The following is a 26,988-nucleotide window of genomic DNA, read 5'->3' on the forward strand; positions in this document are numbered from 1 at the left end:
GGGAGGGCGCGGCCGTGTTCAGAGCCGGCCGGCGTGGGCGGCGTTGGCCTCCGCCGCGACGAGGCTGAGGCCGCCGTCGACGACGAGCGAGGTGCCGGTGGTGTAGGCGGCCCCGTCCGACACCAGGTGGGCGATGAACGCCGCCACCTCGTGGGGGCCGCCCGGGCGGCCGGCCGGAATGGCGGGCCGTGCGATGGCGGTGGCGGGGTGGCCCGCGGGCACGCCGTTCATGGGGGTGGCGGTCTCGCCGGGGGCGACGGAGTTCACGGTGATGCCGTGCGCGGCGAGTTCCATCGCCATGACCTTGGTCAGCATCCCGAGGCCGCTCTTGGCGACGCAGTAGGTGCTGCCGCCGCTGATCGGGATGTGCTCGTGGACGCTGGTGACGTTGACGATCCGCCCGCCCCTGCCCTGGGCGATCATCGTCCGCGCGGCCTCCTGGGCCAGGGCGAACGGGCTGGTCAGGTTGGTGTCGAGGACGCGGTACCAGGACTCCAGGTCCTCGTCGACCGCAGGCGAACGCCGGTTGATCCCGGCGTTGTTGACCAGGACGTCGATGCCGCCCGCGGCGCGTACGGCGGCGCGCAGCTGTTCGGCGGCGGCGGTGGGCCGGGCCAGGTCGAAGGCGACGGGGGTCGCCTCGACGCCGTGTCCCGCGGCGAGTTCGGCGGCGAGTTCCTTCGCCGCCCGTTCGTTGCCGCCGTACCCGACGATCACGTCGTGGCCTGCGGCGGCCAGCGCGCGGGCGGTCTCCGCGCCGATGCCGGAGCTGGCGCCGGTGATGAGGCTGATGGGCCTGGGCATGGGTGTCCTTCGTCCGTGGTGGGTGTACGGGTACGGGCCGGGGCGCGGCGTCAGGCGGCGTTCCGCGCCGGTTCCCGGAGATCGGCCGGGGGACCGTCCTCGCCGTCGGCGGTGGCGCTCGGGTCGAGCGCGACCTTGGGGGCGGTGCGTCCGGAGTCCTGGAGCAGCCGGAAGGCCTCGTCCACCTGGTCCAGCCGCAGGACGCCGGCGATCATCCCGTCCGGGGTGAGGGCCCCGTCCCCGAAGAGCTTCAGGACGCGGTCGTACTGGTCGAGCCCGTGCCGGATGCCGTGCACCGTGATCCCCCGCAGGACGAGGTCGCCCAGGTCGACGCCGTCCACGGCCTCCGTCGCGACGCCGACCGCGGCGATCCGGCCGCCGACCCCGGTGGTGCGCAGCGCTTCGTGGAACGCGCTGGTCGCGCCGGACGCCTCGACGACGACGTCGTAGTGGCCGGCCGGGGCCTCGCCGGGCCGGAAGGCGCGGCGCGCGCCCATGCGCCGGGCCGTGGCGAGTCCGGAGTCGTCGACGCCGACGACCTCGACCGATCCGGCCAGTCCGGCGGTGAGCTGGACGGCCAGCAGGCCGATGGTGCCGGTGCCGATGACGAGCGCCCGGTCGCCGGGGGCGCAGCGCGCCCGCTCCAGTCCCTCCAGGACGGTGACGGCCGGTTCCACGAGCATCGCCGCCTCGTCGGTGACGTCCTCGGGGACGACGCTGAGGGCGTGGGCGGGCATCCTGAGGTACTGGGCGGCGGCGCCCTGCTGTCCGTAGAGGCCGACCTCGCGCAGCCGTCCGCACTCGTTGCGGCGCCCCCGGTGGCAGGCCCGGCAGTCACCGCAGCTGATCATGGTGTGGCCGACCACCCGGTCCCCGACGGAGATCCGGTCGTCCGTGGCGCCGGTCGCGCCCGGTGCCACCGCGACCACGCGGCCGACCCATTCGTGGCCGAAGACGTGGGGGTACGGGGCGCGGCCGTCCCGCACGTAGCTGGCGGTGCCGTGCAGCAGCTCCAGGTCGGTGCCGCAGAGGCCGACGCGCAGCGGGGTCACGAGCACCTCGCCGGGCGCGGGGTCGGGTATCGGCACCTTGAGGAGCCGGGTGGTGTGCGGGGAGGCCACGGCGGCGGCGCGCATCATGCCGGCCGGCCAGTCGGCCGGAGTCCGCTCCCACGTGCTGTCCTGTGTCATGCGGCACGCTCCTGGTGGGGCCCGGGGGCCGGGTTTCCGATCGCGCGCTCGCGCGGCGGGAGTTCGGGTACGCGCGGCGGCAGCGCGGTGTGCGAGGCCTTCGACAGGACCCGCAGGACGAGGAGTTCCGCTCCGTCGGGTCCGGCCTCGACGAGGGCCGCGGTCCCGGCCGGGACGAGCACCACGTCGTCCGCGTCGAGCCGCCGGGCCGTCCCGCCGAGCCGCAGTTCCGCGGTGCCCCGCAGGACGTGGACGGCCTGCTCGACGCCCGGGTCGTCGTGGCGCCCGGTCCGGCCCGGCGGCAGGACCACGTGGTCGAAGGTCTCGCACTCGCTGTGCAACATGCCGCGCCGCGCGAGGCAGCGCCAGGTCGGCGCGGCGGCTCCGGCGGGCCCCAGGGCGCGGGTGGGGGTGCCGGTCCCGGTGACGATCACTCGTCCTCCACGGCGGCCGTGGTGAGGGAGAGTTCGGCGTGGAAGAGCCGCAGCCCGTCCGGTTCGCCGTCGGCGGCGCCGGAGCGCTCCGCGCGGATCCGGGCGGACGTGCCCCGGGGCAGGGTCACCGACACCCCGGGGCCGAGCGGTGCCTCGCTGTCGCCGGAGACGGCGGTGCCGCTGCCGGAGAGGACGAAGACGGTGTGCTCGGTCTCGGTGGCGGCGAGGTCGAGGCCCTCGCCGGCGGCGACGGTCACGGTCTCGATCAGCCGCAGCGGCCCGGTGAGGAAGGTGGTGGGGTCGATGCGCTGCTCGTCGCCGAGCCGGTGGATCCGGGCGTTCACGTCGGCCTCTTCCTCCGTCCGCCGGCGCGGGGCGTCGCCGGACGGGTTCGTGGTGCGGCCCCGGAGGGCGCCGCTGGTGTGCGGGGAGCGGATCTCGGCGACCAGCCAGTCCAGCCGGGTGGTGCCGGTGTTCACCAGGCCGTGGACGGTGCCCAGGCCGGTGAGGATCAGGGAGCCCGCGGACACGGCGTGGGGGGTGCCGTCGAGGTACATCTCCCCTTCGCCGGACAGCAGGAAGTACAGCTCCTCGGTGCGGGTGTGCCGGTGTTCGCCGCTGACGCCGCCGGGCGGGATGCTGGCCCACTCGACGGCCTCCCACTCCCCCGTCAGGTCGTGGCGTCCGGCCAGACACTTCCAGTGCGAGAGTCCGGCGGCGCCGTGCACGCCGTGCACGTCCGCCGGGGTGGTGACGTCGGCCAGCAGGACGCCCCGCGGTTCCCCGGCGGTGGCCGCGGTGTCCCCGGCGACCGCCGTGTCGGTGACGGCCGTGGTCATCGGGTGGTCCCCCGCTCGGCGGTCCGGCCCGCGTTCTGGAGCGCGCGCAGGTCCTCGACGGCGGAGGCGAGTTCCAGGGCGGTCACGTCGTTGACGAAGGCGGCCCCGCCGATGCCGACGGGCAGCGGCAGGCGCTGCTGTCCGTCGCGGTGGCGGACGGTGTCCTGGAGCGCGTCGGTGAGGATCTCCCCCGTCAGCAGGTCGTTCCAGCTGGGCAGTCCGAGGGCCCGCATGGTGGCGAGGATCCGGTCCCGGTCGGTCTCGCTCACCATGCCGCGGTGCTGGGCGAGGACGGTGGTGAGGGCCATGTCGACGCAGACGGCCTCGCCGTGCAGCAGTTCGGGCAGCGCGCGCATCTCGACGGTGGGGCTGAAGGTGTGCCCGTAGTCGACGACCCGCTCCAGCTGGGCCTCCCAGAGGTTGGGCTGGAGCTCTTCGAGCATTCCGTGGATGGCGCGGCGCAGGGTTTCGGCCCCGGCCAGCTCGCCGGTGGAGGACAGGCCCTGGAACTTCTCCTCCAGGAGCAGGCCGCCGTGGCGTTCCAGGAGCTGGAAGAGGCCGCCGTCCTTGATCAGCGCGATCTTGAGGATCTCCGCGAGGCCGTTGCTGATGTGCCGCCGGTCGAGGGTGTTGAGGAAGCAGCGGTCGAGGAGCGTCAGGTCGGCCGGGAAGTAGGTGCCCAGACGGTTCTTATGGCCGTTGAAGTTGACGCCGGTCTTGGCCCCGACGCCGGCGTCCACCAGGCCGATGAGCGTGGTGGGGACCCGGACGAACGGGGTGCCCCGCCGATAGAGGCTGCTCACCAGGCCGACGATGTCCATGAGGACGCCGCCGCCGATGACGACGACGGGCTCGTGGCGGCGCGCGATGCCGAAGTCGTCGATCTCCCGGATGATGCGCGCCGCGGTGTCGAAGCCCTTGACCGACTCGTCGGCCGGCACCACGCAGATCCGGTGCTCCACCTTGTGGTGGTCGAAGTAGGCGCGGATCCGGTCGCCGTGCAGCAGGTCGACGCGGGCGTCGACGACGACGAAGCGCCGCACGGGGGCGGCGTCCGTGCCCGTGACGCCCCGGGAGCCCGCCTCGACGAGGTCGGTGCTGGAGGGGTCGAGCACGTCGTCGACGAAGCGGATCTCGTAACTGACGGGCTTGGCCGTCCGTACGACCCAGGAGTCGACCTGCTGGCTGAAGGTGAAGAGCCCGGACGGCTCCTGCGCGGCGCCGTCACTGGACCGCGACGCGCTGGCGTGGGACCGCAGAACGTCGGAAGGGGTCATGGGAGCACACCTCGTACGTAGGAAGGGCGGCAGGGGGCGGCGGACGACGGGACCGGCCGGGTCCGGGGCTCGACGCGCCGTGGTTTCGGGGCGCTTCGAGCGTTCGGTTCTCGTGGCGATCGGTCCGCCGCGACAAACACTCATTCACAATGTATGACTTGTCAAGTATTTTGAAATGCATGCGCCGTGCATTACGGTGAGCGCCACCCGTCCCCACCCCGCCCCGGCCCGCCGGGCCCTTCTCACATCCCAGGGACCACCATGCCCTTCCCCCTCTTCGCGCTGATGCTGTGCGTCTTCGGCGTCGGCACCTCCGAGTACGTCATCGCCGGCATCCTGCCCGGCCTCTCCGGCGACCTCGGGGTCGACATCCCCACCGCCGGACTCCTGGTCACGGCCTACGCGTTGGGCGTCGTCATCGGCGGACCGATCGTCACCATCGCCACCGCGCGCATCGAGCGGAAGACCCTGATGCTGCTGCTCATGGGCGTCTTCATCGCGGGCAACGTGCTCGCCGCGGTCGCCCCCGAGTACTGGGTCGTGGTCGTCGCCCGCGTCGTCGCGGCCCTGGTCCACAGCACGTTCGTCGCCGTGGGCATCATGCTCGCCGTCTCGATGGTCCCCGAGGGCCAGTCGGGCTCGGCGGTGGCCAAGGTGTCGCTCGGGCTCAACCTCGCCACCGTCCTGGGCGTGCCGCTGGGCACCTTCATCGGCGAGAGCCACGGCTGGCGGGCCACCTTCTGGGCCGTCGCCGGCATCACCACGCTGGCCACGCTCCTCGTCGCCGCGGTCGTCCGCCCCGCACCGGCGACCGGCGGCGGAGCCGCGTCCGAGCTGAAGGTCCTCGGCAACCGGCGCGTCCAGATCGCCATCGCGATGACCGTGCTCGGCAGCGCCGGCTTCGGCACCGTCTTCACCTACATAGCCCCGCTGCTCACCGACGTCACCCACTTCTCCACGGGCGCCGTGACGGTGCTGCTCATCGTCTTCGGCGTGGGGTCCGTCGTCGGCACCGTGCTCGGCGGCAAGCTGGCCGACCGGTCGCTGATGCCCGCCCTGTGTGCGCTGCTCGCGGCGCTGACCGGAATCCTGCTGCTGTTCGGTGCCACGGCGTCGGCGCAGATCGTGACCGCGGTCCTGGTCTTCGTCTTCGGAGCGGCGGCCTTCTCCATCATCCCCGGTCTCCAGACCCGCATCCTGAGCGCCGCGGCCGGTGCGCCCACCCTCGCGCTCGCGGTCAACATCTCCGCCTTCCAGCTCGCCAACGCGGGCGGCTCGTGGCTCGGCGGACGGGTCGTCGACACCGCCGGAGTGCGCTGGACCACCGTCGCCGGCGCCGCGGTCACCGTCCTGGGACTCGTACTCGGCCTGCTGGAGCTCCGCCGCGACCGGCGCGAGCGGAAGGCGGAGGTCACCGGGGCCGCCGAGAGCACCGGCGGCGGTCCGCGCACGGCGACGGTCGGCTGACCCGCCGTGCGACACGTCCACCGCACCGCGCCGGAGCCGCGGACACGGATCGCCCCGAACCGGACCGGAGGCGCGTCATGACCGGAGAGAGCACCGCCCCCCGCCCCCGGCTGACCTCCATCACCGGCGTCCGCTTCTTCGCCGCGTTCCTGGTCTTCCTCTTCCACGTGGCGATCATGAAGCCCTTCGCCGACCAGGACGTCTCCGAAGGCCTGTTCACCGTCTTCAGCAAGACCGGCTGGGTGGGGGTCTCCTTCTTCTTCGTCCTCAGCGGCTTCATCCTGACCTGGTCGGCCCGCCCCTCAGACACGGTCGGCGCCTTCTGGCGCCGCCGCCTGGTCAAGGTGTTCCCCAACCACCTGGTCATGTACGCCGTGACGATGGCGCTGTACGCGGCGGCCACCGTCACGGGCACGACCGCCGTCCTCAACCTGCTGCTGCTGCAGTCGTGGGTGCCCGAGGAGTCGGTCTACTTCAGCGTCAACAACCCGAGCTGGTCACTGGGTTGTGAGCTGGTCTTCTACCTGCTCTTCCCGCTGCTGCACCGCTGGATCGGCGGGATCGGCGCGCGCCGCCTGTGGTGGTGCGCCGGAGCGCTGATCGCGGTGATCATCGCGCTGCCCGCGGTCGTCACCGCGCTCCTTCCGGCCGAGCCGAGCATGATGATGCCGGACAAGTCCGGTCCTGCCCTGGGCTTCTGGCTGGTCTACGTCTTCCCGCTCACCCGGGTGCTCGACTTCGTCCTGGGCATCGTCATGGCCCGGATCGCCCTGGAGGGCCGCTGGATCGGCATCGGCCCGCTGCCGCTGGTCGCGCTCTTCACGCTCTGCTACGCCGGCTCGCTGTACCTGCCGGCGCTGTACGCCCTGAACGCCGCGACGGTCGTTCCCCTGGCCCTGCTCATACCCGCCCTCGCCCACCTCGACGTGGAGGACCGGAAGACGTGGCTGCGCGGCCGGACCCTCACCCTGCTGGGCGAGATCTCGTTCGCCTTCTACCTGGTCCACTGGCCCCTCCTGGTCTACGGCCGCCGACTCCTGGGCGAGCAGCGGCAGTTCTCCCTCCCTGTCGGCGCCGCGCTGATCGCCCTGTGCACCGTGCTCGCCCTGGCCCTCGCCTGGCTGCTGTACGTGGGCGTGGAGCGCCCCGCGATGCGCCGCTGGGCGAAGGCGCGCCGCCGCCCGGCTCCCGCCCGTACCGCTTCCGGCGGCACTCCGCCCACCCGCCCGGCCGCCGGGAGGCCCGTCGCGGCCGTTCCCCCGCAGCCCGGCCCGCACGACGACGCCCCCGCACCGCCCGCACCGGCGAGACCCGCCCGCTGAAAGGCCCCACCATGCGATTCGGCATCAACCTCCCCAACTTCGGCTCCGGCACCGATCCGGACACGCTGCGGGGCTGGGCCACGACCGCCGAGCGGCTCGGCTACCACCTCCTGACGGTCTCCGACCACATCGCCCTGACCTCCGACGCCCACAGCCGCTCCCCCGCGCCGTTCTACGACTCGTTCACCACCCTCGCCTGGCTCGCCGGCCAGACCAGCACCGTCGAGCTGGGCACCGGGGTCGCCATCACCCCGCAGCGCCACCCGCTGCAACTGGCCCGCATCAGCGCCTCCCTCGACCAGCTCTCCGGCGGACGGCTCGTGCTGGGCGTCGGAGTCGGCTGGGCGTACCACGCCTTCCAGGCGCTCGGCGTGCCCTACGAGAAGCGGGGGGCCCTCACCGACGAGTACCTGAGCGCCCTCCGCGTGCTCTGGACCGAGGAGGTCGCGAGCTTCCACGGGCCCACCGTGGACTTCGACGGCGTCCACACCGCGCCCCGCCCGGCCCGCTCGCCCCACCCGCCCGTCTGGGTGGGCGGCAACAGCCGCGCGGCCGTCCGCCGGGCGGCGCGCTACGGCGACGCCTGGCACCCGATGTGGCCGCAGGGCCCCGAACTGGCCCCCGCCCTGAAGACGCTGGCGGCCGACGCGGCGGCGGCCGACCGGCCCACTCCGGCGTTCTGCCCGACGATCCCCCTGGCCCTGACCGACAAGCCGGTCCCGAGCCACCTACGGCGCCTGGGCCAGGGAACCCTGGAACAGCTCCACTCCGACCTCCTCTTCCTGGAGCAGCTGGGCGCCCAGTACGTCGGCCTGAACACCGAACTAGGCGACCACCGGCGCCGCCGCCCCGCCGAGGACGACTGGGCGATCTTCGAACACCTGGCGAACACGGTCATCGACACCACCGGAGAATCCCTCCGCTGACCTCGACGCGGCCCGGGCCTCCCGGCACCGGTGGACGGGTGACGGTGGCACTGCCGCGCGTCGAACAGATCTACGCCGTCGCAGGGTGCACGTTTCACTCCGAAGGCGGAAATCCAGGTCTGGAAGTCGTCTTCACTCCGCGCCGCAAGAAGGACGGCCGTCCTGTCACCGGTGGCGGAAGGGAGATCTCCCGTCACGGGGAGGGACACCGTGTCGTCGGGGTCTCCTGGGCCGATCTCCGGCGGACCGCCCGAATTCCATCGGATTCGCGGGCGCGGTGCGGGTGGGGAGAGCGGGGGTGTGACGTGCTGGGTGACGAGGACCGGGGCCGTCTGCGTCGGCTGGTCGACGTGGTCGAGGGGTACGGCCTGCGGCGAGTGGTGGAGGAGGTGGCCGGCGGCGGCGTGGATCCGGGGGTGATGGCGTCGCTGGCGTCGTGGTGCGTGTTCGACCACGTCGCGACGCTGGTCTTCCCCGACCGCGTCGAGGACGTGGTCGACGTCCTGCGCCGGTGGGAGTTCGAGGTGCACGGGCCGGTGCCGAGCGTGGTGGTACGGGACTGGCTGACGCGGCGTCACGGCCTGGACGCGGCCGACCGCGACGTCTCGATCGTCAAGGCCCGGACCGCCCGCGCGACGGGCCCTTCCCGGGGCCTCGAAGTGTTCGTGTTCCCCAGGCCGCGGCGGGACGACCCCGTCGCGGCGGCCGAGCGGCGCTCGTGCCGCGAAGACCATTTCGCCCTGCGCGTCACCCGTCCCGCCGACGGCGGCCTGGGCCTCGTGCGGTCGTTGCTGGTCGACGACCTGGCGATGGTCCCGGACGGCGGCGGCCACAATCCCCACGAAGGCGCGGGGACGGGCGGCCGCTCGGTGCTGTACTTCACCGCCTCCGGCGGACGACTGGAACTCACCCATGACGGGAGCCCCGCTGATGGCGCATGACGAGAACGACGGACGACGACACCCGTCCGCCGCCGACCGCTTCTCGCGGACACGGTTCCTCGCCGATCTGCGGGCCACCGCCACGGCCCTCGGCGCACCGTACTCCGAGGACGTCACGAACACGGTGCTGGACGCCTACGCCCCGGCGTTCCACGAGGGAGCCGTGCTCTGGCGGACCACCGACCGGCCCGGAGCGGGGCTCGACTACCGCTTCTACGCGCGCCGCCCCACGGACACCGTGACCATCGCCCAGCGCGCGGGCTTCATCACCGGTGACGACCCGCTGGCCGGGCTCGTACGGACGTGGAGCGGTCTGTACGGAGGTGCTCCGGAGCAGTCCTGCGACTTCGACGCGGCCCTCGGGCCGACCAAGACGTGGGTGTATCTGGCGGGCACCCGGCCCCTGGACGACGTCCTCGGCGCCCCCGGGATTCCCGGCGCACTGCGGCGAACGGCCCCCGTCTTCCACGGGCTGGGGCTGGACCACGTACGGCATGTCGCGGTGGACTACCGCCACCGGACCGTGAACCTCTACTTCCGCGCCCGCGGGCCCGTCGACCCGGAGCAGTGCCGGCGGTTCACGGCCCTGGCGGGCGCCGAGCCGCCCGGGGAGCGGCTGTTCGGCGAGATGGCCGCCTTCCTCTCCCGGGGCGCCTACACCTTCTCGGTCACCGTCTCCCCCGCAACCGGTGAGGTGGAGCGGGTCGCGTTCTACGCGCTGAAACTGCCGCCCGGCCGGTTCCCCTCCCTCGGCGGCCGGTTGCGCACCTTCTTCGCCACCGCACCCTCCTACGACCCCGAGGACATGAACGCGGTCGCCTGGTCCTTCGGCGCGGGCGGCGCGACCTACGTCAAGGCGGAACGGAGCCACTGCGGAGATCTGGTGGACCTCATCCGCGGCTGGAACACCTTCTTCAGCGGGTCCGAGACCACCGACCCCGCGCTGGCGGCGCCGGGCGGTGCCCCGTGAGGCCGGACGCCCCGGTCCCGGCCTACACCCTCGGACACGCTCCCGCCGAGATGGACCGGCTCCTCCTCCAGGCCCGGCTGTACGGGCCCGTCACGGCGCGGGCGTTCCGGCAGGCGGGGCTGGGGCCCGGGATGCGGGTCCTGGACGCGGGCTGCGGCGCCGGGGACGTGACGTTCATCGTCGCTGAAGCGGTCGGCCCCGGCGGCTCCGTGACCGGGGTGGACGCCGCGCCCGAGGCGCTGGACCTGGCACGTGCCCGGCTGAGCGACCGGGACCGGGGTCCCGGGGCGGGCAGGGCGGGCACCGTGGACTTCCGCCGGGCGACGCTGCCGGACATCGCCCTCGACGAACCGGTGGACGCGCTGGTCGGCCGGCTCGTCCTGGGGCATCAGGACGAGCCGGCCGCCTTCCTGCGCCGCCTTGCCGGCCTGGTCCGCCCCGGGGGCCTGATCGCCTTCCAGGAGTTCGACAACCACGCGCTCCGGACCGTCCCGGAAACCCCCCTCGCCGGAGCGGTGCTGCGGAGCATCGGCGAGGCGCTCCGTACCGGCGGGAAGGACCGGGGTGCGGGCGCACGCCTCTACTCCCTGTTCCGCCGGGCGGGGCTCGCCCCGGCGGGGATCTCCGCCACGACGCCGATGGGCGGGGTCGAGGACCCCTTGGTCCTCCCGCTCGCCGTGCACACCTACCGCACGCTGTGCCCGCGCCCCTCCGGCCCCGGCGGCGGGACGGCCACCGACCAGGAGGCGATCGGGCTCGAGGACCGTATGCGCGCGGAACTGGACGCGGCGGGCGCCGTGCTGATCATGCCGACCGCCGTCACCGTCTGGGCCACCGCCCCGGCCCGGCCGACCCCTTGACCGGAGCACGCCCGGACAAGGGTCGGCGGGACCTCCACGGGGCGCGTTCACCCCGCGACGGGGTGTCGGAAGTGCGCGGGACGATGTAGGTGGTGGCGCCGCTCGTGCCGCTCTTGGCGTACGAGACGTTGTGGCCCGGCACCGTCCATGTGTGGCCGTCCAGCGTGATCTTCCAGTACCCGATCGTCTCGCGCAGGACGGGTGCGATCTCCACTGGAGTACTCCGCGTCCCGGTCGGGGCTCTGGCTGTACAGCACCTGCCCGCTCACGCACCCCTCGGCGGCCCGGTACGCCTTCGGCGTCTCCAGGGCGACGAACTCGCACGTGGTGGTCTCGGGGCTCACCGCACACCGTTCGGCGGCCTGCTTCAGGACGATGTCCAGCACCCCGGGAGCGGTCGCCGTCGTCTGTCCCGGGCTCGGGGACTTGTTGCCGAGCCGCCAGGTGTTGTGGTCGTTCTCCCCGTCGGTGTCGCAGTCGATCAGCTCCACCTTCCTGGCGGTGTGCGACCAGGCGTCCTCCGCCAGCGCGGTCAGGCGGCTGTCGGGATCGGAGCGGTGGCGCAGGCGGAACGTGGACGCGGCCGCGCTCCGCGTCCCGGGTGACGTTGCCGTCGGGGTCCAGCGAGTTCCCCAGGCCCAGGACGAACTTCAGATCGGTGCTCTCGATGCTCAGGCACTCCAGGGAGCCGGTGCCCGAGCACGGTCCGGAGCCGACGGGCGAGAGGACGGCCCAGTCGAGCCAGACGTCCTCGCGGCTGCCGTCACCCGTGCCGACGGACAGGCGGGACCGCTGGTGGAGCGTGGTCGAGTTCTTTCCGATGGCGAACACGTCGAACGCGGTGGACGTTCCGAGCGACGCGGAGCGCACCGCGAGGGAATCGACCTGCCGGTCGCCGAGGGCCTTCCAGCCGGCGGCCCAGATCCCGTTCGGAGCGGTCTGGGCGGAGGAACTCGTCTGCGTCCGGTAGGCGACGTGGCCGTCGGCGTCGATGCCGTAGACGGCGAGGCGGCCGTCGCTGTGGGGGACGACGACGGGACGGCCGGGCACCGCGGGGCCGATCCTCTGCGCACCGTCCGCGGCCCAGGTGCCCGTCGGGTTCTTGCCCGTGCCGGGCTCGGACTGGGAGACGGTCCACAGTCCGTTCCCGCCGCGGTTGCCGAAGACCTGGAGGAACGTGCCCTCCTTGCGGTTGTTGAGCGCCACGGTGACGTTGCCGGTGTATCCGGTCCCGATCTCCTGCCAGGGGGCCCAGTTGTCCGCGGGCAGGGGGTGTCGGGCGTGCTCGGACGCTTCTGCGCCGTCACCCGCAGGCGTCCGTCGGGCTTGCGCGCGAAGACGCTGACGCGCCCGTTCCCGGAGACGACGGCGGTGGGGTTGCCCGTCCACGTGCCCGGCAGCGCCTCCCAGCCGCTCCAGCTCGAACCGTTGGGCGCTTTCTGGACCCGGTGCCAGATCTGGTTGTCGGCGCCCCGGACGAAGAGTTCGAGCCGCCCGTCGGTGTTGCCCCGGACGAGCCCGTGACCGCCGGCGGCCGCCAGGACCAGGACGATGGCCTCGGGCCCGTACGCCACCGACGCCATCGCGTCCAGCGACAGCGCGGCGAGGCCGGTGACGGCCGTCGGTCCGTGTCGCGTCCCTGCTCTGTCGAGGGGCTCGGCCCAGCGTCCGTCCCGAACCGGATGACGTCCGCGCTTCCTGGCGCGTTCTTGTCGTCGCGCGCTCTTCTTCCGACATCCCCTTGGCGTGCCCGGAGCCGCCCACCGCGTCATGAACCCGTGAAGAGCCGGCTCGCGGCGGCCCGTTCCCGGCGGTGCTGTTCTACGGTCGCCTCATGAGCAGATCCGTCGGCCGGATGCCGGCCGACCGCAGTATGCGCCGCCGCTCGGCGGCCCTCGCTCTCGGCGCCTTCGTCCTCTGCGCCCTGGGCATCGCGACCGGCAGCGTGTGGGTGCTCGGCGTCGGAGCCTGGTTCCTCATCGCCGCCGTCCTCCTGGAACTCGTGTACCGGCCCTGACCCCGCGCTTCCCGGTTCCGCGCATCCGCTGGGCACCGACGCCCTCGGCCGCGTCCAGCGGGTCGGGGCGGGACTTGACGGGCTTGCGGGGGTCCTGGCGGCGAGCCGTCGGCCCTCGCCTCCGTAGCCGCGGCCGTTCCGCCGGCCGGTCCGAGTCCGACGCGTGCGGCGGCCGTCCCGGATGCGACTGCTGCGGCTGACCGCACCGACGGCGCACCGACCTCGTCGAAGGGCCTCTCGCACCGGACCGGTTCACGGCCCACCGGATGGCGACCCGGCATCACGCGAGGGAGAGGACGGCTTTCTTGTGCCCCTCGCTCTCCTTGCTCTTCCGGGAGAAGTCCTCCGAGACCGGGCAGGGGTGAGCGCCTCCCGGGGAAAGTGGACGGGGCCATCGTCCGCTGGTCGCGCACTGCGGAACCGTCAACCGTGTGCGGCCCCCTCCCGGTCCCGAGACCTCGGCGCAGGGAGCGCCCTCGCGAGGCAGGCCCGGCGGACCGCCCGGGTGGAGGTGGTCCGGAGCGCTCCGGACCACCCCGCGTGACGGCCGGGACGGGGTCCTGGTGAGCCTCGCCCTCTGACGCCGGGCGGCAGGTCCTACCGGGGAGCAGGTCGCCCTGTCGGCACGGCGGCCGTTCGCGCGGCCGTGGCCAGGTAGGTGACGCGCAGGGTCCCGGTGGCCGGTTCACGGTCGACGAGCACCTCCACGCCGTAGACCCGCTTGATCAGGTCCGGGGTCAGCACGTCCTCCGGGGCCCCGGCCGCGGCCACCTCACCCTGGTCGAGGAGGACGAGGTGGTCGCAGTACCGCGCCGCGAGGTTGAGGTCGTGCAGGGCGACGACACAGGTGACGTCCAGCGAAGTCAGCAGGTCGAGGAGTTCCAGCTGGTGACGGATGTCCAGGTGGTTGGTGGGTTCGTCGAGCAGGATCTCCCGGGGCTCCTGGGCGAGGGCGCGGGCGAGCTGGGCGCGTTGTTTCTCCCCGCCGGAGAGGGTGTGCCAGCTCCGGTGCTGCTTGTCGGTGATCTCGGTCCGTTCGAGTGCCTCGTCGACGATCCGCCGGTCGCGCTCGGTGAGTGCGTCGAAGCGGCCGCGGAACGGGGTGCGGCCGAGTTCCACGACCTGGCGGACGTTGACGTGGTGGTGGGCGGACACGTCCTGCTCGACGACGGCGAGCCGTCGGGCCAGCACCCGGCGGCCGAGGTCGCTCAGGCTGGTGTCGTCGTAGCGGACGGTTCCGGTGTCGGGGCGGCGCAGTCCTGCGAGCAGGCGCAGCAGGGTCGACTTGCCGGAGCCGTTGGGGCCGAGGAGTCCGACGACCTTCCCGTCGTGGACCGCCATGTCGATGCCGTCGAGGAGTCGGTGGCCCTTGACCGACCAGGAGAGCCGGTGGGTGGTGATGCGGCCCATCAGGCCTCCAGACGCTTCAGGACCAGCGCGAACGCGGGCGCGCCGAGGAGCGCGGTGATGACGCCGGCCGGCAGTTCGTGGGGCGCGAACGCCGTCCGCGCGAACACGTCCACCCAGATGAGGAAGACGGCGCCGACGATCGCGGAGAGGGGGAGCAGGGAGCGGTGCGCGGGGCCCGTCACGATGCGGACGCCGTGCGGGACGAGCAGCCCGATGAAGCCGATCGCTCCGGAGGCGGCCACGGCGGCGGCCGTGATGACCGAGGTCAGCACCATGAGCCAGATCCGGGCCGCGGTGACGTTGATCCCCAGGGCCGTCGCGGAGTCCCACCCGAAGGTGAAGGCGTCGAGGGCGGGCGCGAAGAACTGGAGGGCGACCACCCCGGCCAGGATGACCAGGACGGTGACGGTCACCCCCTCCCACCGGGCGCCGCCGAGGGTGCCGAGCAGCCAGTAGGTGAAGCCGCGTGTCGAGTTCGCGTCCCCGTTGACCATGAGGATGACCGACGTGACTCCGGCGAAGAACTGGGACACGAGCACGCCGGTCAGCACCACGCGGGAGGGGCTGGCGACGCGCCCTCCGCCGAGCAGGAGCAGCAACAGGCCGAAGGAGACCAGTCCGCCGGCGAAGGCTCCGGTCGACAGGGAGACGCTTCCGCCGATGCCCAGCAGGAGCACGGCGACGGCGCCGGTGGAGGCGCCGGAGGAGACTCCGAGGAGGTAGGGGTCGGCGAGGGGGTTCCTGGTGACCGCTTGCAGGACGGCGCCCGAGACCGCGAGGGCCATGCCGATGGCCACGGCCAGCAGCACCCGGGGGAATCGGGACTCCCAGATCAGGGCGTCGAGCAGGCCCGGCAGTGGCGGGGTGGGGGCGATGCCGCCCAGACCGATGTGCCGGAGGATCGTGGAGACCACGTCCAGGGGCCGGACGTCCGCGCTGCCGAACAGCGACGCGGTGACGATCGACACCAGGAGTCCGGTCACGGCGAGGAGGTGGAGCACCACGGTCGTGGTGCGCCGCCGTCGCACCGGAGCCTTCTCACCCCTGGTGATCGGGGCTCCGGTGCGCGCGGCGGTCGTGTGTGAACTCGTCGTCATGATGGTGGAGGGGTCAGCCGAGCTTGTTCAGGCCGTCGACCAGGACGGGGACGGCGGACGCGCTGCCATAGCCGGGGTCCATGTGGCTGCCGGGGATGGTGATGAACCTGTCGCCCTTCACCGCGGCGAGCTTGCTGGTGAGCGGGTCCTTCTTGAGGAGCTGGATCTTCTCCTCGGCGGTGTCGTTGGGTTCGCCCCGGGTCAGGTCGGCCAGGATGATGACGTCGGGGTTCCGTGCGGCGACTTCGTCCCAGCTCACCTCGGCCCACTTGGTCTTGGCGTCGGCGAAGATGTTCTCGACCCCGACGAGCTCGGAGACGTGCTGCGGCAGACCACCCGGACCGGCCGCCCAGGGTGTGCCCTCGTAGGTGGAGTAGAACCACATCGCCTTGAGCGGCTTGTCGCGCTTCTCGACGGCGCCGACCGCCTTGTCCACCACGGCCTTCTGCTCGGCCGCCAGCTTCTCGCCGGCCTCGGGCACGCCCATGATCCTGCCGAGGCGGCGGTACTCCTCGAACAGCATGGTGAAGTCCGCGTTCGCCACGCTCTCGTGGTACGTGCAGTCGAACTCGGTCAGATAGGTGGGCACGCCCAGGTCGTGGAGCTGCTTGCGCTCACCGGACTGCTCCTTGGTGAACATGCTGGCGAAGGAGCCGTAGACGAAGTCCGGCTGGGCCTCCAGCAGCTTCTCGTGCTTGATCTCCGCCCCGGGCGCGGACAGGACCGGGATCTTCTCGTACGGAGCGGCGATCGCGGGCGGCGTCTTCTCGATCTCGTAACCCGTGCCGGCGATCCGGTCCCCCACCCCGAGGTGGATGAGGATCTCCGCGGCGGTCTGGTTCAGCGTGACGGCCCTCTTCGGCGCGGCCTTGTAGGTCACGTCGGTGCCGCAGTTCTCGAGCGTGAACGGATAGGTCGTCGCGCTCGTCGCCGTCGCCGCGCCCTTGGCCTTCGCGTCGGCCTCGGAGGACGCGTCCGTTCCGCATCCGGTGGCCGTGAGTGCCGCCAGAGCCGTACCGATTATGACAATCGTTTTCGTTCTCATTATGAGGAGGCTACCAGTCCATGGAGAAGGGGAGAAAGGTAAAGAGGGGAAAGGGAGTTGATGACTCCGGGCAGGCCCGGGGCGTCGGGGAGACTGCGCTGACGCCCAGGTCGCGCGCCTACCGCAGCAGCGCGGCCAGCCGGTGGACGACCTGCTCGTCGAAGAGGCCGTTGGCGGCCATCCAGTCGTCGTCGAACACGGTGTCGAGGTACTTGTCGCCGCCGTCGCAGACCAGTACGACGATGGTGGATCCCGGCGGCGCGCTCTGCGCCTGCTCCAGGGCCTTGTAGACCACGCCGCCCGCCGAACCACCCACCAGGAGACCGAAGTTCCTCGCCAGGAAGCGGCAGGTCTCGAAGGCCTCCGCGTCGCCGACCTTGAGTCCCCGGTCGATCAGTTCGTAGTCGACGACGGGGCCGATCTCGGAGCCCTCGGGGGTGCCGGTGCCGGACTGGTGGTAGGGCGCGCCCTTTCCGCCGAAGAGGACGGATCCCTCCGGTTCGACGCCGACGATCCTCAGGTCGGGGATGCGTTCCCGCAGGAAGCGACCGGTGCCGCAGAGCGAACCACCGGTGCCGACGGCTCCGTACAGGTACTGGATGTCGTCGCCCAGGTCGTCGTGGAGCTCGCGGGCGAGCGGCCGGTAGCCGTTGGGGTTGCCCTGGTTGCGGTGCTGCGCGGTCCAGTAGGCGCCGTGCTCGGCCGCGAGCCGCTCGGCCGTGGTGTCGCGTTCGGCGGTGGCGAGGCCGTCCTCGTCCCCGGCGACGTTGAGGATGTCGGCCCCGTAGGCGCGCATACCGCGCAGCTTGTCCGCGCTGGAGTGGTTGTCCACCACGGCCGTGAACTTGTAACCGCGCTCGGCGGCGATGAGCGCCAGGCCGAGACCGGTGTTGCCGGAGGTGGACTCGACCAGCCATCCGCCGGGGGCGAGCAGTCCGGCCTCCTCCGCCTCGTCGACCATGTTCCTGGCCATCCGGATCTTGGCGGTACCGGTGGGGTTGAACTGCTCCAGTTTCAGCAGGACGGTCGCCCCGCCTTCCGCGGTGTGGAGCTTGAGCAGGGGTGTGCGCCCCACCAGGTCGGAGATCTTGGTCCTGATCACGTCGTGTCCTTCGCGCAGATCTCCGTCAGGCACCGTACGAAGACGTCGTTGTCTCCGGGGGTGGACAGAGAGGCTCGGATGTAGGTCTCGTATCCCGGCTCGCGCCACGCCTTGACGATGATTCCGGCGCGGTGCAGCTTCCGGGCCACCCGGTCGGAGGCGCGGCCGGTGTCGATGAAGAGGAAGTTGGCCGAGGACGGGACCACCCGCAGTCCCGCGCCGCGCAGGCGGTCGGTGACCCTGGCGATCTCCAGCGCCGTCCGGCGAACCGTTTCCGCGAGGTGCTCCCGGTCGCCCAGTGCCGCGACGGCGGCGTCCTGCGCCGGCCGGTTCACGTTGTACGGGGTACGGACCCGGTCCAGCGCCTGGATCAGGGCCGTGTCGGAGGCGATGCCGTAGCCCACCCGGACGCCCGCCAGGCCGTAGGCCTTGGAGAAGGTGCGCAGGACGATCCACGGCCGGTCCAGCGCGCGGAGCGCGTCGAGGCCGTCGGGGTAGTCCGGGCGGGTGCGGGCGAACTCGCCGTACGCCTCGTCGAGCACCAGCAGGGCCGACTCGGGGACGGCGGCCACGACCTGCTCCAGCTCGCCGGCGTCGAGCATCGCACCCGTGGGGTTGCACGGGTTGGCGAGGAAGACGAGCTTGGGGCCGGCGGCCAGCGCGTCGCGCCAGGCGGCCGCGTCGAACCCGAACTCGGCGGTGACCGGGACCTTGTGGACCCGGGCGCCCATCACGCGGGGGAAGATCTCGTGCAGGCTGAATCCGGGGGCCTGGGTGACCACCAGGTCACCGGCGTCCAGCACGGCCTGGCACAGCAGTTCCAGGATGTTCTCCGAACCGTTGCCGAGCACCACGCGCTCGGCCGGCACGTCCAGGCTCGTCCCGATGGCCTCGGCCAGGCGCTTGCCGGCGGGATCCGGGTAGCGGGAGACACCGCCGGCCAGCACTGCCTGGACGGCCTCCGCGACCGCGGGAGAAGCGCCGTACGGGTTCTCGTTGTTGGAGAGCTTGATGACACGTCCGGCGCCGCTGAGGGCGGCGACCTCGTCGGGGTCGGCGCCGGGGTCGTAGCCGGGCAGGCCCGCCACCTCCCCGCGTATCAGGGAGACCGAGGTGACCGGCGCGAGGGTGGGGTTCATGACGACTCCGATGGGGGAACGGGTGCGCCGGACGTCTCCCGGTGGAGCCGGTCGACGCGGCGCAGGAAGGCGGCCAGCAGGATGGCGGCGGTGGCCGCGAGGCCGATGGTCTGGCCGATCCAGACGCCCTCGACGCCCCAGTCGGCCGTGACCCCGAGCAGGTAGCCCGCGGGGAGGCCGATCAGCCAGTAACCGACGAGGGAGATCCGGAAGGGGCCCGCGGTGTCGCCGATGCCGCGGAGGATGCCGTTGCCGATGTTCTGGGTGGCGTCGAAGACCTGCATGAGGGCGGCGATCAGCAGCCCGGTCACGGTCAGCGCGATGACGTCGGCGTTGTCGGCGTGCTCGGCCGAGACGAACAGCGACACGATCGGATTCGGGATCACCAGGTACACGACCGCGACGAGCAGCGTCGCGATCACGCCCCAGGCCGTGCCGAGGAGGCCCGTCCTGCGGGCCGTCACGTAGTCGTTGCCGCCGTCGGCCTCGCTGATGTGGATCGACGCCGCGTGGGAGAGTCCGGCGGAGATCATGAAGACGATGTAGACGATCTGGTTGAGCACCGTCTGCGCGGCCAGCGCCTCCACGCCCAGGGAGCCGATGACCAGGGTGAGCACGCTGAAGAACCCGGCCTCCGAGGCGTACGTCCCCGAGATCGGCAGGCCCAGACGCCAGACCGACCGGACCGCGTCGCCGTTCCAGCGCCTCGCCGCGGGCGAGGTGAGGTACGGGCGGAGGACACCGTCGCGCAGGATCACCGCGACGAACGCCAGGAAGGAGAGCAGGAACACGGTGACGGTGGCGATCGCGACACCGACGAAGCCGAACGCGGGCAGACCGAACTTCCCGTGAATGAGTACGTAGTTGAGACCGATGGTCACGCCGACCGAAACCAGCGTGATGACCAACAGGGGCCCGGGCCGCTTGAGTCCGGTGGTGAAGTGCCGCAGGTTCTGGAACCACAGGCACGGCAGCATGCCCGGCGCCAGGACCATCAGGAACTCACCCGCCTTGTCGACCACGGTCGGGTCCTGGCCCAGCAGGACGAGCAGCGGGCCGATCAGCAGGAGTGCCGCGCAGAACACCACGCCGCACACGGTCGCCCAGAAGAACCCCGCGAACAGCAGCGCGCCGATCCGCTCCCCGTCGTCCCGCACCCGCGCCTCGGCCACCAGGTTGCCGACCCCGGTGACCAGGCCGGTTCCGGTGGTGCGCAGCTGGTTGAACAGCGCGATGGCCAGACCGGCGGCGGCGATCTCCACCGCGCCGAGCCTGCCCAGCATCACGATGTCCACGGTGGTCAGCGCGACGTAGGCGAAGTTGGTCAGGATCAGCGGGAGCGCGAGCTTGAGCAGCGCGCGGGAGTTCGCGACCCACCATCCGACGCCCGCCTCTTCGGCCCGGGTCGCGCCGGTCTTGTCGGTCGTGTCGGTCGTGTCGGTGCTCACCAGAAGTCGACCTTTTCCCCGCGCCCGCTCGCCAGCGCGAGATCGGCTATGTACCGGCCCAGGGCGGCGTCGGTGACCGCCATGCCGCTGTTGTAGGCGAAGACCACGTCCTCCGGGCCGCGCCGGGCGGGCGCCCGGCCGAGCAGGATGTCCGGCAGCTGGGCGTCCACGGACGGCAGGCCGCCGTCCGGGCCCCGCAGGTCGTCGCAGGTGGCGTGCATCTGGGCGGTGTCGGTGGCGATCCGGTAGTCCGCGCCGTGGCACACGTCGGCGTGTACGCCGTACCCGAGGAGTACGGCGACCGAGCCCGGCTTCATCCAGTCGCGCCGTACCTCCTCCGTGGCGGAGAGGCCGGCGGCACCGATCACGATGTCCGCCTCACCGGCGGCTTCACGAAGGTCCTCGACGACCTCGACCTCACGGCCGCCGACGCTGTCCCGGACGGCGCGCAACCCCTCGGGATAGGTGCCGAACACCCGCAGCCGCTCCAGCTCCGGCAGGCCCGCGACGAGCATCGGCAGGGCCGCCTGCCCCTGGACGCCGGTGCCGACGACGAGGGCGGTGCGCGCGTCGGGGCGGGCCGCGCGGGCGAACAGGGCGGTGGTGGCGGAGGACCGCAGGGGGCCGAGCTTCACCACGTCCATCAGCGCGATGGGGGCGCCGGTGGTGTCGTCGACCAGGAAGACGAACGAGTGGAAGCCGTAGGCGTCCCTCGTCCGCCGGGGATCGAACTCGTAGACGGCCTTGAAGCAGACGGTGCCGCTGCCGGCGTCCCTGGCCACCATCGAGTAGCTCAGCGAGCGGTGGTCGGGGTCGTCGATGATCGTCTTCACCGGGTTGTTCGAGCCGCCTTCGCGCAGCGCGCGGTAGGCCTGTTCGACGACCGCGATCACCTGACGGTGGTCGAGGTCGAGGCCTTCCTGCTGCGCCTGCGGCAAGAGCCACAACTGCCCGGGCGGGGCGTAGCTCGGGGACATAGGAGCCTTCTCCTTCAAGGGTGTTCGCATCGGACGGGTCAGAGGTCTCAGTGGATTCCGTCCAGTCGCCAGCGGGGCGGGGCCCCGTCGACGCCGAGGTCGCCGCCGAGCCGGAGCACGACCTTCGACGGCAGGGGGGCGTCATGGAACGGGGACTCGTTGGAGTCCATCTGGTAGCCGGCCGTGTTGAGGTAGACCAGGTGGTCACCGCGGTGCACGGGCCGCGGGAAGCCGATCTTCCGCCAGGTGACCATGTCGCTCTCCAGGCAGGTCGATCCCGCGACGCACGCCGGGAAGAGCTCGTCGGCGGCGGACCCGGCGGAGATCAGCAGGGGATCGGGGAGGTAGTCGCTGCCGAACCACTGCTCGGAGAGGCTGAAGCTGCTGCCCGCGACGGTGACGATCGCGTACCCGTCGGACTCCCGGCGGTCGTCGACCTGCTGGACGCGGTACATCGTGAACCCGGCCTGGTCCAGGAGGGCCCGGCCGGGCTCGACGACGAACCGGATGCCGTGGCGGTTCGCTTTCGCCGACAGGCTCTCGCCGCCGCCGACCGGGTGCGCCATGATCGCCCGCACGGCCTCGGCGGCCGGTTGCCCCCCGTACGGATAGAAGTCCTCGAAGTCCTTGGCGGCGTGGTAGTGGGCAGGTTCGTTCTGCGCGAGGAACTCGTTCCACAGCCTCGGCTCGACGTAGCGGACGGGCAGACCGCCGCCGATGTCGACGAGTTCGGCGGGGAGCGAGCCGCGCCGCCGGGCGTCGAGGCAGTGCTCGATCATCTCGTTCGCGGCCGTCGCACGCTCCGCCGGGGAGTAGCCGTTCAGATGGAAGGAGAATCCCCGGAGGACGAGGTGGTCGGCGAGTTCCCCGCACAGGCCCACGGCGGCACGGCGCTCGTCGCCGGACAGGCCGAAGCGGCTTCCCGGCTGCCCGGCCGTACGGGACCGCAGCAGTACCGCGGCCCGGCGCCCGGCGAGCCGCGCGGTCCCCGCGAGTCTCCTCAGTTCGCTGATCGAGTCGACGGCGACCAGACAGCCGTGCTGGACGGCGAGTGCGAGCAGCGCGTCGTCCTTCTCCGGGCCGGACACGCCGATCCGACGACCGGGCACTCCCCCGGCCAGCGCCTTGACCAGTTCGGGGGCGCCGGCGACATCGACGCCGATGCCCAGGGCTGCGGCCGAAGTGACATAGCAGTCGGCCTTGTTCGCCTTCTTGGCGAACAGGATGTCGGCGGTGGCGCCGGACTCCGCGAACGCCCGGCGGAGTTCTCCGACGTTCTCCTCGAAGACCTCAGGCAGCACGACGTGCAGCGGTGACCCCAGGCCGTCCAGGAGGTCGGCGAGCAGGGCGCGGTGGTCCGCCAGGAGCCTGGAGACCACGGGATGCCGGAGTGCGGTGAGCGCGAAGGGCCGGGCTCCGGCCATCGGGCGCTCCGAACGCTGTCGGGAGATGAGCACATCGTACTTCTATACGATGATGACACTCATTTTCAATAAGACTCCGAGAAAGGGCCCCAAGTCGAGGTGCGAAAGGTGCGTAAAGGGAACAGATCAGGCGCCCGATCGGGAGAACGCGTCGAGCCGCGAAGCGACCGGCCGAGGCAGTCGTCCTGAAGGTCACACGCGTCGGCCCGGAGACCGTGCGATCGGTCGGCGACGGCCAACCGAAGTCCGTCGAAGCCCGAGATCATCACCGACCCGCCTCGGGACCTCCACCGCCTCCGAGACCCCTCCCGGGCGTGTTGATCGAGATCCCGAGAAAAGCGACGGTCTTCTTCATGAAGGAGAGCGGGCGGTGGCCGTATCGCACCGGTTGATCCACCCGGAGAAGGAGAAGACGACGGGTTCGCCGCGGAGCCCGGCGGGCTCCGCGGCGAACCTCCGTACCGCCTAGAGAGTGCCGTCCGAGCGGGGGGCGGCCGCGACGGGATCCGGTCCCGGCGCCGGCTCCGGCTTCTCCTTCGACCGCGCCTTCGTCCACATGTTCTGCAGGCTCTCCAGCATCGACGCGAGGAAGATGACCGCGCCGCCGAAGATCTGCGACAGGCTCAGCGACTCGCGGTTGACCAGCCCGAAGAGGCTGGCGAACACCAGGTCGAGGTTGAAGATGACCGAGGTGCGCGCGCTGCCGACGCGCCGCTGGTAGCGGGTCTGGAGGTAGATCGCGAGGGCGGTCGACATGACGCCCATGAAGACGATCGCGATCCACACCTTGGTCTCGGCGAGCGGCGCGAGGTCCCGCTGGAACGGGAAGTACAGCAGGGCGAGCGTGCCGAACAGGACCTGGAAGAAGCCCAGGGCCAGCCGGTCGACCTGTCCGGACTCGGGCTCGGAGGTCAGCTTGCCGATGATCGAGATGGTCATGGCGATGGCGAAGGCGGCGAGCCCGCCCCACAGGTAGCCGACGGAGATGTCGTCGAGGTCGGGTCCGAGCACGATGAACGCGCCGACGACACCGACGACCACCGAGGCGAGGTCCACCTTCGACGGCCAGCCCTGGCCGAGCGCGGCCGAGACGAAGGGGATGAAGACGATGCACATCGTCACGCAGAACGCCGTACTGGCCGAGGAGAGGTAGTGCAGCGCGTAGCTCTGGCTGACGATGTTGAGCGCGCTGAACAGGCCGAGCACGAGCCCGCCCAGGACCGCCTTGCGACTGGCCCGCAGCGCGACCGGCAGGGCGAACGGCAGCAGGGCGACCGTCGCGACCAGGGAGCGGGCGAAGGCGTACAGGCCGGGGTCGACGACGGCCACGGCGTTGTGCGTCAGCGGGAAGCCGATGCCCCAGATCAGCGGGATCGCGAAGATCGCGAGGAGGGCGACCCGGTCGTGCCGCTTCTCCGCCCTGGCGTCGGTGAGGAGGGCGGGGTCATCGGTAGTCGACGTAGCCATAGAACTTCCCGGGCTCGTAGTTCCACTCCACGGTCCGCCGCGTGTCACCGAGCAGCATCTCGGCGCGGCGCAGGTCACGCGAGACCAGCAGCCGCTGCAGCCAGCGGTCGGTCCCGTCGTAGCGTGCCGTGAAGGCGGTCCTGCCGTGGACGGTCTTGAGGTTGTCGAGCAGCAGGGTCTCGCCCGGCCCGAGGTCGACGGCGTACATGTTCTCGTGCAGGATCACGCGCAGCCGGTCCAGGGCCTCCTGGGCGCGGGGGTTCGTGCCGGCGATGTACTCGTCGTCGTACGCGATCATGGGTGAGGCCGGGTCGCCGAAGAGCACCCGGATCGCGGGGCCGTTGCCGCGCTCGGCGTCGCTGTTGCCGAAGTTGTAGTCGACGCTCGTACGGAACTGGAACGAGGAGAGCGTGTCGACGTCCTCCGCGCTGAGCAGCGGCAGGATCTCGTCCGCGCCGATCACGAGCGTCTTGGCGACCCCGGCCGGGTCGCGGCGCAGCCCGCTGAGCATCAGGTAGTCGGGCTGGACCGGGTGGTAGATGTTCTCGTTGTGGAGGTCGAGGATGACCGCCGAGCTGTCCGAGGAGATGTTGGTCTCGTTGTGCTTGGCCGGACGCACGTTGTGGATGATCGCGCCGTTGCGCTCCTGGCTGTAGCTGAAGGGCTCGCCGAGCAGCTTGCCGAGCATGATCAGCGTGAACTCGCTGTAGTAGGTGCCCTTTCCGTTCTCGATGTCCTCCGTGGACTCCGTGGTGGGCATGAGGTCGGGGTCGATCGCGCCGTTGCGTATCAGCAGCCGCCCGCCGGGCCCGCCCTTGCGCTTGAATTCGAGCAGGGCGCGGACGTCGTCGTGGTCGAGGGAGGCGAGCGCCTCCTCGGCGTGCGCGGCGGTGCGCTCGAACTCCCGGTAGGGGTTGGCGCGTACGGCATGGCGCCGGATCGTCTCCGCCCAGGAGGAGATGTCGACGGTCGGCATGGGGACGTGGGTGGTGGTACGGGTCACAGCGCTGCCCTCGCAGTCTCGCCGCCGTCGACGATGTAGTGCTGACCGGTCATGAAGCGTGCCTCGTCGGAGGCCAGGTAGACGAGGAAGCCGGCGATCTCGGAGGGGTCGGCGTGACGCCCGAGCGGGATGTTGGCGTTGACCTCGTCGAGCATCTCGTCGGTGTACTCGGCCCGCTGCATGGGCGTGAGCACGGCCCCGGGGGCGAGCGCGAGGACCCGGATCCCGGGCGCGAGTTCGACGGCCATCGTGCGCGAGAGCGCGAGGATGCCGGCCTTGGAGGCGTTGTAGTCCGCATAGTGCGGGAACGCGGCGAGGCCGTTGATCGAGGACATGTTGACGATCACGCCCTCGTCCATGCGGCGGACGGCCTCGCTCGCCACGTAGAAGACCCCGTTGAGGTTGGTGTCGACCACGGTGCGCCACTGGGCGGGCGTGATGGAGCGGAAGCTGTCGTGCCGGACGCTGATCCCGGCGTTGTTGATCACTACGTCGAGCTGCGGAAACCTCTTCTCCAGTTCCTGGAAGGCCTCCGCCACGGCGACGTCGTCGGAGACGTCCACGGTGATCGCCGCGGCGATCTCCGGAATGGCCGCCACCGTTTCGTCGATGGCGCGCTTGTCACGGTCGAAGATCGCCACGCGGGCGCCTTCCGCGACGAATCGGCGGACGGTGGCCTGGCCGATTCCGCTCGCGCCGCCGGTGACCAGCACCCTTTTCCCTCTGATGCCCTGCATGGAAGAAATCCCCTGAGTCTCGGAAGTGGCGTCGGAACGGATCACAGCTGCTCGAAGACGTTCCGGTCCGGAATGGCGAAATCGACGGGCCACTTTCCGGAGTCGACGCGCTCCTTGATGTACGGGAAGTCGCGGTAGAGCTGGCCGAGGAGGTGGTGCCCCACGGTGATCCGCTCGTCGCTCGCCCCGAACTTCGGCAGGACGCGCAGTTCGGTCTCGAAGTCGAGATTCATGAAGAAGGGGAAGCTGTAGCGCTCCTCGCCGGTCGTGACCACCCGGTGCAGAAGGGACTTCACCTTTCCGCCGGTGAGGAACTGGAGCATGTCGCCGCCGAGGACGAGCAGGGTGTTCTTGAAGACGGGCATGTTCCGCCAGGTCTTCGTGGGGCGGTCGTACGCCAGCAGACCGGGCGAGGTCTGGTGGATGAGGGTGAAGAGCTCGTAGTCCGTGTGCGCGCCCATGGACGTGTCGCCGCTGTTCACGAGCACGTCGTTGGGGACGTAGTGGATCAGGCGCAGCTGCGAGGCGGGGCGGGTGATCCAGCGGTCGAAGTACTCCTCGCCCTCGCCGACGCCCCGGGCGATGAGCCGCAGGATGTGGCGGGAGATGGCGAAGTTGGCGGCGTAGTAGGCCTCCGCGGTGGCGGCCATGCCGTCGATGTGGGCGGGATAGCTGTTCGGCCCGACGAGTTCGAACCCGAGGCTGCGGTCCGGCGGCAGGGGCTCGGTCTCGTAGCCGATGTCGAAGGCCTCGTAGGCCCGGAGGGACTCGTCGCCGTATGCGCCCTGTTCGGTGACGGGGACGTAGCCGCGGTGGTGATCGGAATCGCCGATGTAGTACTCCATCTTCGACTCCACCGAGGAGTCGAAGAAGTTCTTCGAGACGTCCTGCAGCGCCTTGAAGAGCTGCGGAGAGATGACCTTGTCGAGGTCGGAGAGATAGAAGTATCCGGTTTCAGCCAGGGTTTCGAGGACGTGTATGGGTGTCACGTGCCCGGAAATTATTTCTTCGTAGCTGATGACCGGGATGGAGTGAATCGCCATGTGAGGGCTCCCCCGAGCTTCATGCTTTCGGACAGGTCTTGCCGATCGA

General features: G+C 71.4%; 24 protein-coding genes and 2 pseudogenes. 7 read left to right on the plus strand and 19 right to left on the minus strand.

Annotated features, from left to right (window positions below; all coding sequences use genetic code 11):
* Positions 1-18 precede the first annotated feature (18 nt).
* Genes ACIQD7_RS29485 through ACIQD7_RS29505 form a run of 5 tightly spaced genes read right to left on the minus strand, consistent with a single transcriptional unit; the run spans position 19 to position 4,544 of the window.
* Positions 19-804: an SDR family oxidoreductase gene (locus tag ACIQD7_RS29485; RefSeq protein WP_351973077.1), complete on the minus strand. Its 786-nt coding sequence runs from the start codon at positions 802-804 to the stop codon at positions 19-21.
* Positions 805-854: 50 nt separating this feature from the next.
* Positions 855-1,994, minus strand: coding sequence for a zinc-binding dehydrogenase (locus ACIQD7_RS29490; RefSeq protein ID WP_402445528.1), 1,140 nt, complete (start codon positions 1,992-1,994; stop codon positions 855-857).
* Entirely contained in the window at positions 1,991-2,428 is a 438-nt protein-coding gene (locus tag ACIQD7_RS29495; RefSeq protein WP_351973075.1) for a cupin domain-containing protein, read from the minus strand. Before ACIQD7_RS29495 ends, ACIQD7_RS29490 begins: the two co-directional genes overlap by 4 nt.
* Positions 2,425-3,267, minus strand: coding sequence for a cupin domain-containing protein (locus ACIQD7_RS29500; RefSeq protein ID WP_402445530.1), 843 nt, complete (start codon positions 3,265-3,267; stop codon positions 2,425-2,427). The genes ACIQD7_RS29495 and ACIQD7_RS29500 overlap by 4 nt, the downstream gene beginning before the upstream one ends.
* The gene (locus ACIQD7_RS29505) at positions 3,264-4,544 is read right to left on the minus strand and encodes a sedoheptulose 7-phosphate cyclase (protein ID WP_402445531.1); all 1,281 of its coding nucleotides are present in this window, start codon (positions 4,542-4,544) and stop codon (positions 3,264-3,266) included. Before ACIQD7_RS29505 ends, ACIQD7_RS29500 begins: the two co-directional genes overlap by 4 nt.
* 261 nt (positions 4,545-4,805) lie before the next feature.
* On the opposite strand from ACIQD7_RS29505, the gene ACIQD7_RS29510 reads away from it, so the two are divergent.
* The 6 genes from ACIQD7_RS29510 (at position 4,806) to ACIQD7_RS29535 (ending at position 11,030) form a co-directional block, all read left to right on the plus strand.
* Positions 4,806-6,011, plus strand: coding sequence for an MFS transporter (locus ACIQD7_RS29510; protein WP_402445533.1), 1,206 nt, complete (start codon positions 4,806-4,808; stop codon positions 6,009-6,011).
* Positions 6,012-6,088: 77 nt separating this feature from the next.
* Positions 6,089-7,333: an acyltransferase family protein gene (locus ACIQD7_RS29515; RefSeq protein ID WP_402445534.1), complete on the plus strand. Its 1,245-nt coding sequence runs from the start codon at positions 6,089-6,091 to the stop codon at positions 7,331-7,333.
* 11 nt (positions 7,334-7,344) lie between these two features.
* Positions 7,345-8,259, plus strand: coding sequence for a TIGR03619 family F420-dependent LLM class oxidoreductase (locus ACIQD7_RS29520; RefSeq protein ID WP_402445536.1), 915 nt, complete (start codon positions 7,345-7,347; stop codon positions 8,257-8,259).
* Between the two features lie 38 nt (positions 8,260-8,297).
* The gene (locus tag ACIQD7_RS29525; protein ID WP_402445537.1) at positions 8,298-9,200 is read left to right on the plus strand and encodes a hypothetical protein; all 903 of its coding nucleotides are present in this window, start codon (positions 8,298-8,300) and stop codon (positions 9,198-9,200) included.
* Entirely contained in the window at positions 9,190-10,170 is a 981-nt protein-coding gene (locus ACIQD7_RS29530; RefSeq protein ID WP_402445539.1) for an aromatic prenyltransferase, read from the plus strand. Before ACIQD7_RS29525 ends, ACIQD7_RS29530 begins: the two co-directional genes overlap by 11 nt.
* Positions 10,167-11,030 carry a class I SAM-dependent methyltransferase gene (locus tag ACIQD7_RS29535; RefSeq protein ID WP_402445541.1) on the plus strand — a complete coding sequence of 288 codons (864 nt, stop codon included), beginning with the start codon at positions 10,167-10,169 and terminating at the stop codon, positions 11,028-11,030. Before ACIQD7_RS29530 ends, ACIQD7_RS29535 begins: the two co-directional genes overlap by 4 nt.
* Here ACIQD7_RS29535 and ACIQD7_RS29540 read toward each other — a convergent pair.
* Together ACIQD7_RS29540 and ACIQD7_RS29545 are read right to left on the minus strand one after the other, a co-directional pair.
* Positions 10,990-12,571 (minus strand): annotated as a pseudogene (locus tag ACIQD7_RS29540) (hypothetical protein). The gene ACIQD7_RS29535 and the pseudogene ACIQD7_RS29540 overlap by 41 nt on opposite strands.
* Positions 12,545-12,802, minus strand: a pseudogene (locus tag ACIQD7_RS29545) (hypothetical protein); the annotation flags it as partial. The pseudogenes ACIQD7_RS29540 and ACIQD7_RS29545, both read right to left, overlap by 27 nt.
* 62 nt (positions 12,803-12,864) lie before the next feature.
* Here ACIQD7_RS29545 and ACIQD7_RS29550 point away from each other — a divergent pair.
* A complete protein-coding gene (locus ACIQD7_RS29550; protein WP_402445542.1) occupies positions 12,865-13,047 on the plus strand; it encodes a hypothetical protein in 183 nt (60 codons plus the stop codon).
* Positions 13,048-13,644: 597 nt separating this feature from the next.
* Here ACIQD7_RS29550 and ACIQD7_RS29555 read toward each other — a convergent pair.
* The 12 genes from ACIQD7_RS29555 to ACIQD7_RS29610 form a co-directional block, all read right to left on the minus strand.
* Positions 13,645-14,457, minus strand: coding sequence for an ABC transporter ATP-binding protein (locus ACIQD7_RS29555; protein ID WP_402445543.1), 813 nt, complete (start codon positions 14,455-14,457; stop codon positions 13,645-13,647).
* Entirely contained in the window at positions 14,457-15,485 is a 1,029-nt protein-coding gene (locus tag ACIQD7_RS29560) for a FecCD family ABC transporter permease (RefSeq protein ID WP_402445793.1), read from the minus strand. Before ACIQD7_RS29560 ends, ACIQD7_RS29555 begins: the two co-directional genes overlap by 1 nt.
* Before the next feature lie 82 nt (positions 15,486-15,567).
* The gene (locus ACIQD7_RS29565) at positions 15,568-16,599 is read right to left on the minus strand and encodes an ABC transporter substrate-binding protein (protein WP_402445544.1); all 1,032 of its coding nucleotides are present in this window, start codon (positions 16,597-16,599) and stop codon (positions 15,568-15,570) included.
* 118 nt (positions 16,600-16,717) lie between these two features.
* Complete coding sequence (locus tag ACIQD7_RS29570; protein ID WP_402445545.1) at positions 16,718-17,701, minus strand: PLP-dependent cysteine synthase family protein; 984 nt, start codon at positions 17,699-17,701, stop codon at positions 16,718-16,720.
* A complete protein-coding gene (gene hisC / locus ACIQD7_RS29575) occupies positions 17,698-18,840 on the minus strand; it encodes a histidinol-phosphate transaminase (RefSeq protein WP_402445547.1) in 1,143 nt (380 codons plus the stop codon). Before hisC ends, ACIQD7_RS29570 begins: the two co-directional genes overlap by 4 nt.
* Positions 18,837-20,288, minus strand: a complete 1,452-nt coding sequence (locus tag ACIQD7_RS29580) for an MATE family efflux transporter (RefSeq protein WP_402445549.1) — start codon at positions 20,286-20,288, stop codon at positions 18,837-18,839. The genes hisC and ACIQD7_RS29580 overlap by 4 nt, the downstream gene beginning before the upstream one ends.
* On the minus strand, positions 20,285-21,265 hold the full coding sequence (locus tag ACIQD7_RS29585) for an ornithine cyclodeaminase (protein ID WP_402445550.1): 981 nt from the start codon (positions 21,263-21,265) through the stop codon (positions 20,285-20,287). The genes ACIQD7_RS29580 and ACIQD7_RS29585 overlap by 4 nt, the downstream gene beginning before the upstream one ends.
* A 47-nt stretch (positions 21,266-21,312) precedes the next feature.
* Positions 21,313-22,722 (minus strand): amino acid decarboxylase, encoded by a 1,410-nt coding sequence (locus ACIQD7_RS29590; protein WP_402445551.1) that lies wholly within the window; start codon positions 22,720-22,722, stop codon positions 21,313-21,315.
* Between the two features lie 432 nt (positions 22,723-23,154).
* Positions 23,155-24,156 (minus strand): DMT family transporter, encoded by a 1,002-nt coding sequence (locus tag ACIQD7_RS29595; RefSeq protein ID WP_121829268.1) that lies wholly within the window; start codon positions 24,154-24,156, stop codon positions 23,155-23,157.
* Positions 24,134-25,159: a TauD/TfdA family dioxygenase gene (locus ACIQD7_RS29600; RefSeq protein ID WP_402445552.1), complete on the minus strand. Its 1,026-nt coding sequence runs from the start codon at positions 25,157-25,159 to the stop codon at positions 24,134-24,136. The genes ACIQD7_RS29595 and ACIQD7_RS29600 overlap by 23 nt, the downstream gene beginning before the upstream one ends.
* Positions 25,156-25,896, minus strand: a complete 741-nt coding sequence (locus ACIQD7_RS29605) for an SDR family NAD(P)-dependent oxidoreductase (RefSeq protein WP_402445554.1) — start codon at positions 25,894-25,896, stop codon at positions 25,156-25,158. The genes ACIQD7_RS29600 and ACIQD7_RS29605 overlap by 4 nt, the downstream gene beginning before the upstream one ends.
* A 41-nt stretch (positions 25,897-25,937) precedes the next feature.
* Positions 25,938-26,939, minus strand: a complete 1,002-nt coding sequence (locus ACIQD7_RS29610; protein ID WP_402445556.1) for an isopenicillin N synthase family dioxygenase — start codon at positions 26,937-26,939, stop codon at positions 25,938-25,940.
* Positions 26,940-26,988 lie beyond the last annotated feature (49 nt).

The organism is Streptomyces sp. NPDC093071, assembly GCF_044754545.1.
Classification (GTDB): domain Bacteria; phylum Actinomycetota; class Actinomycetes; order Streptomycetales; family Streptomycetaceae; genus Streptomyces.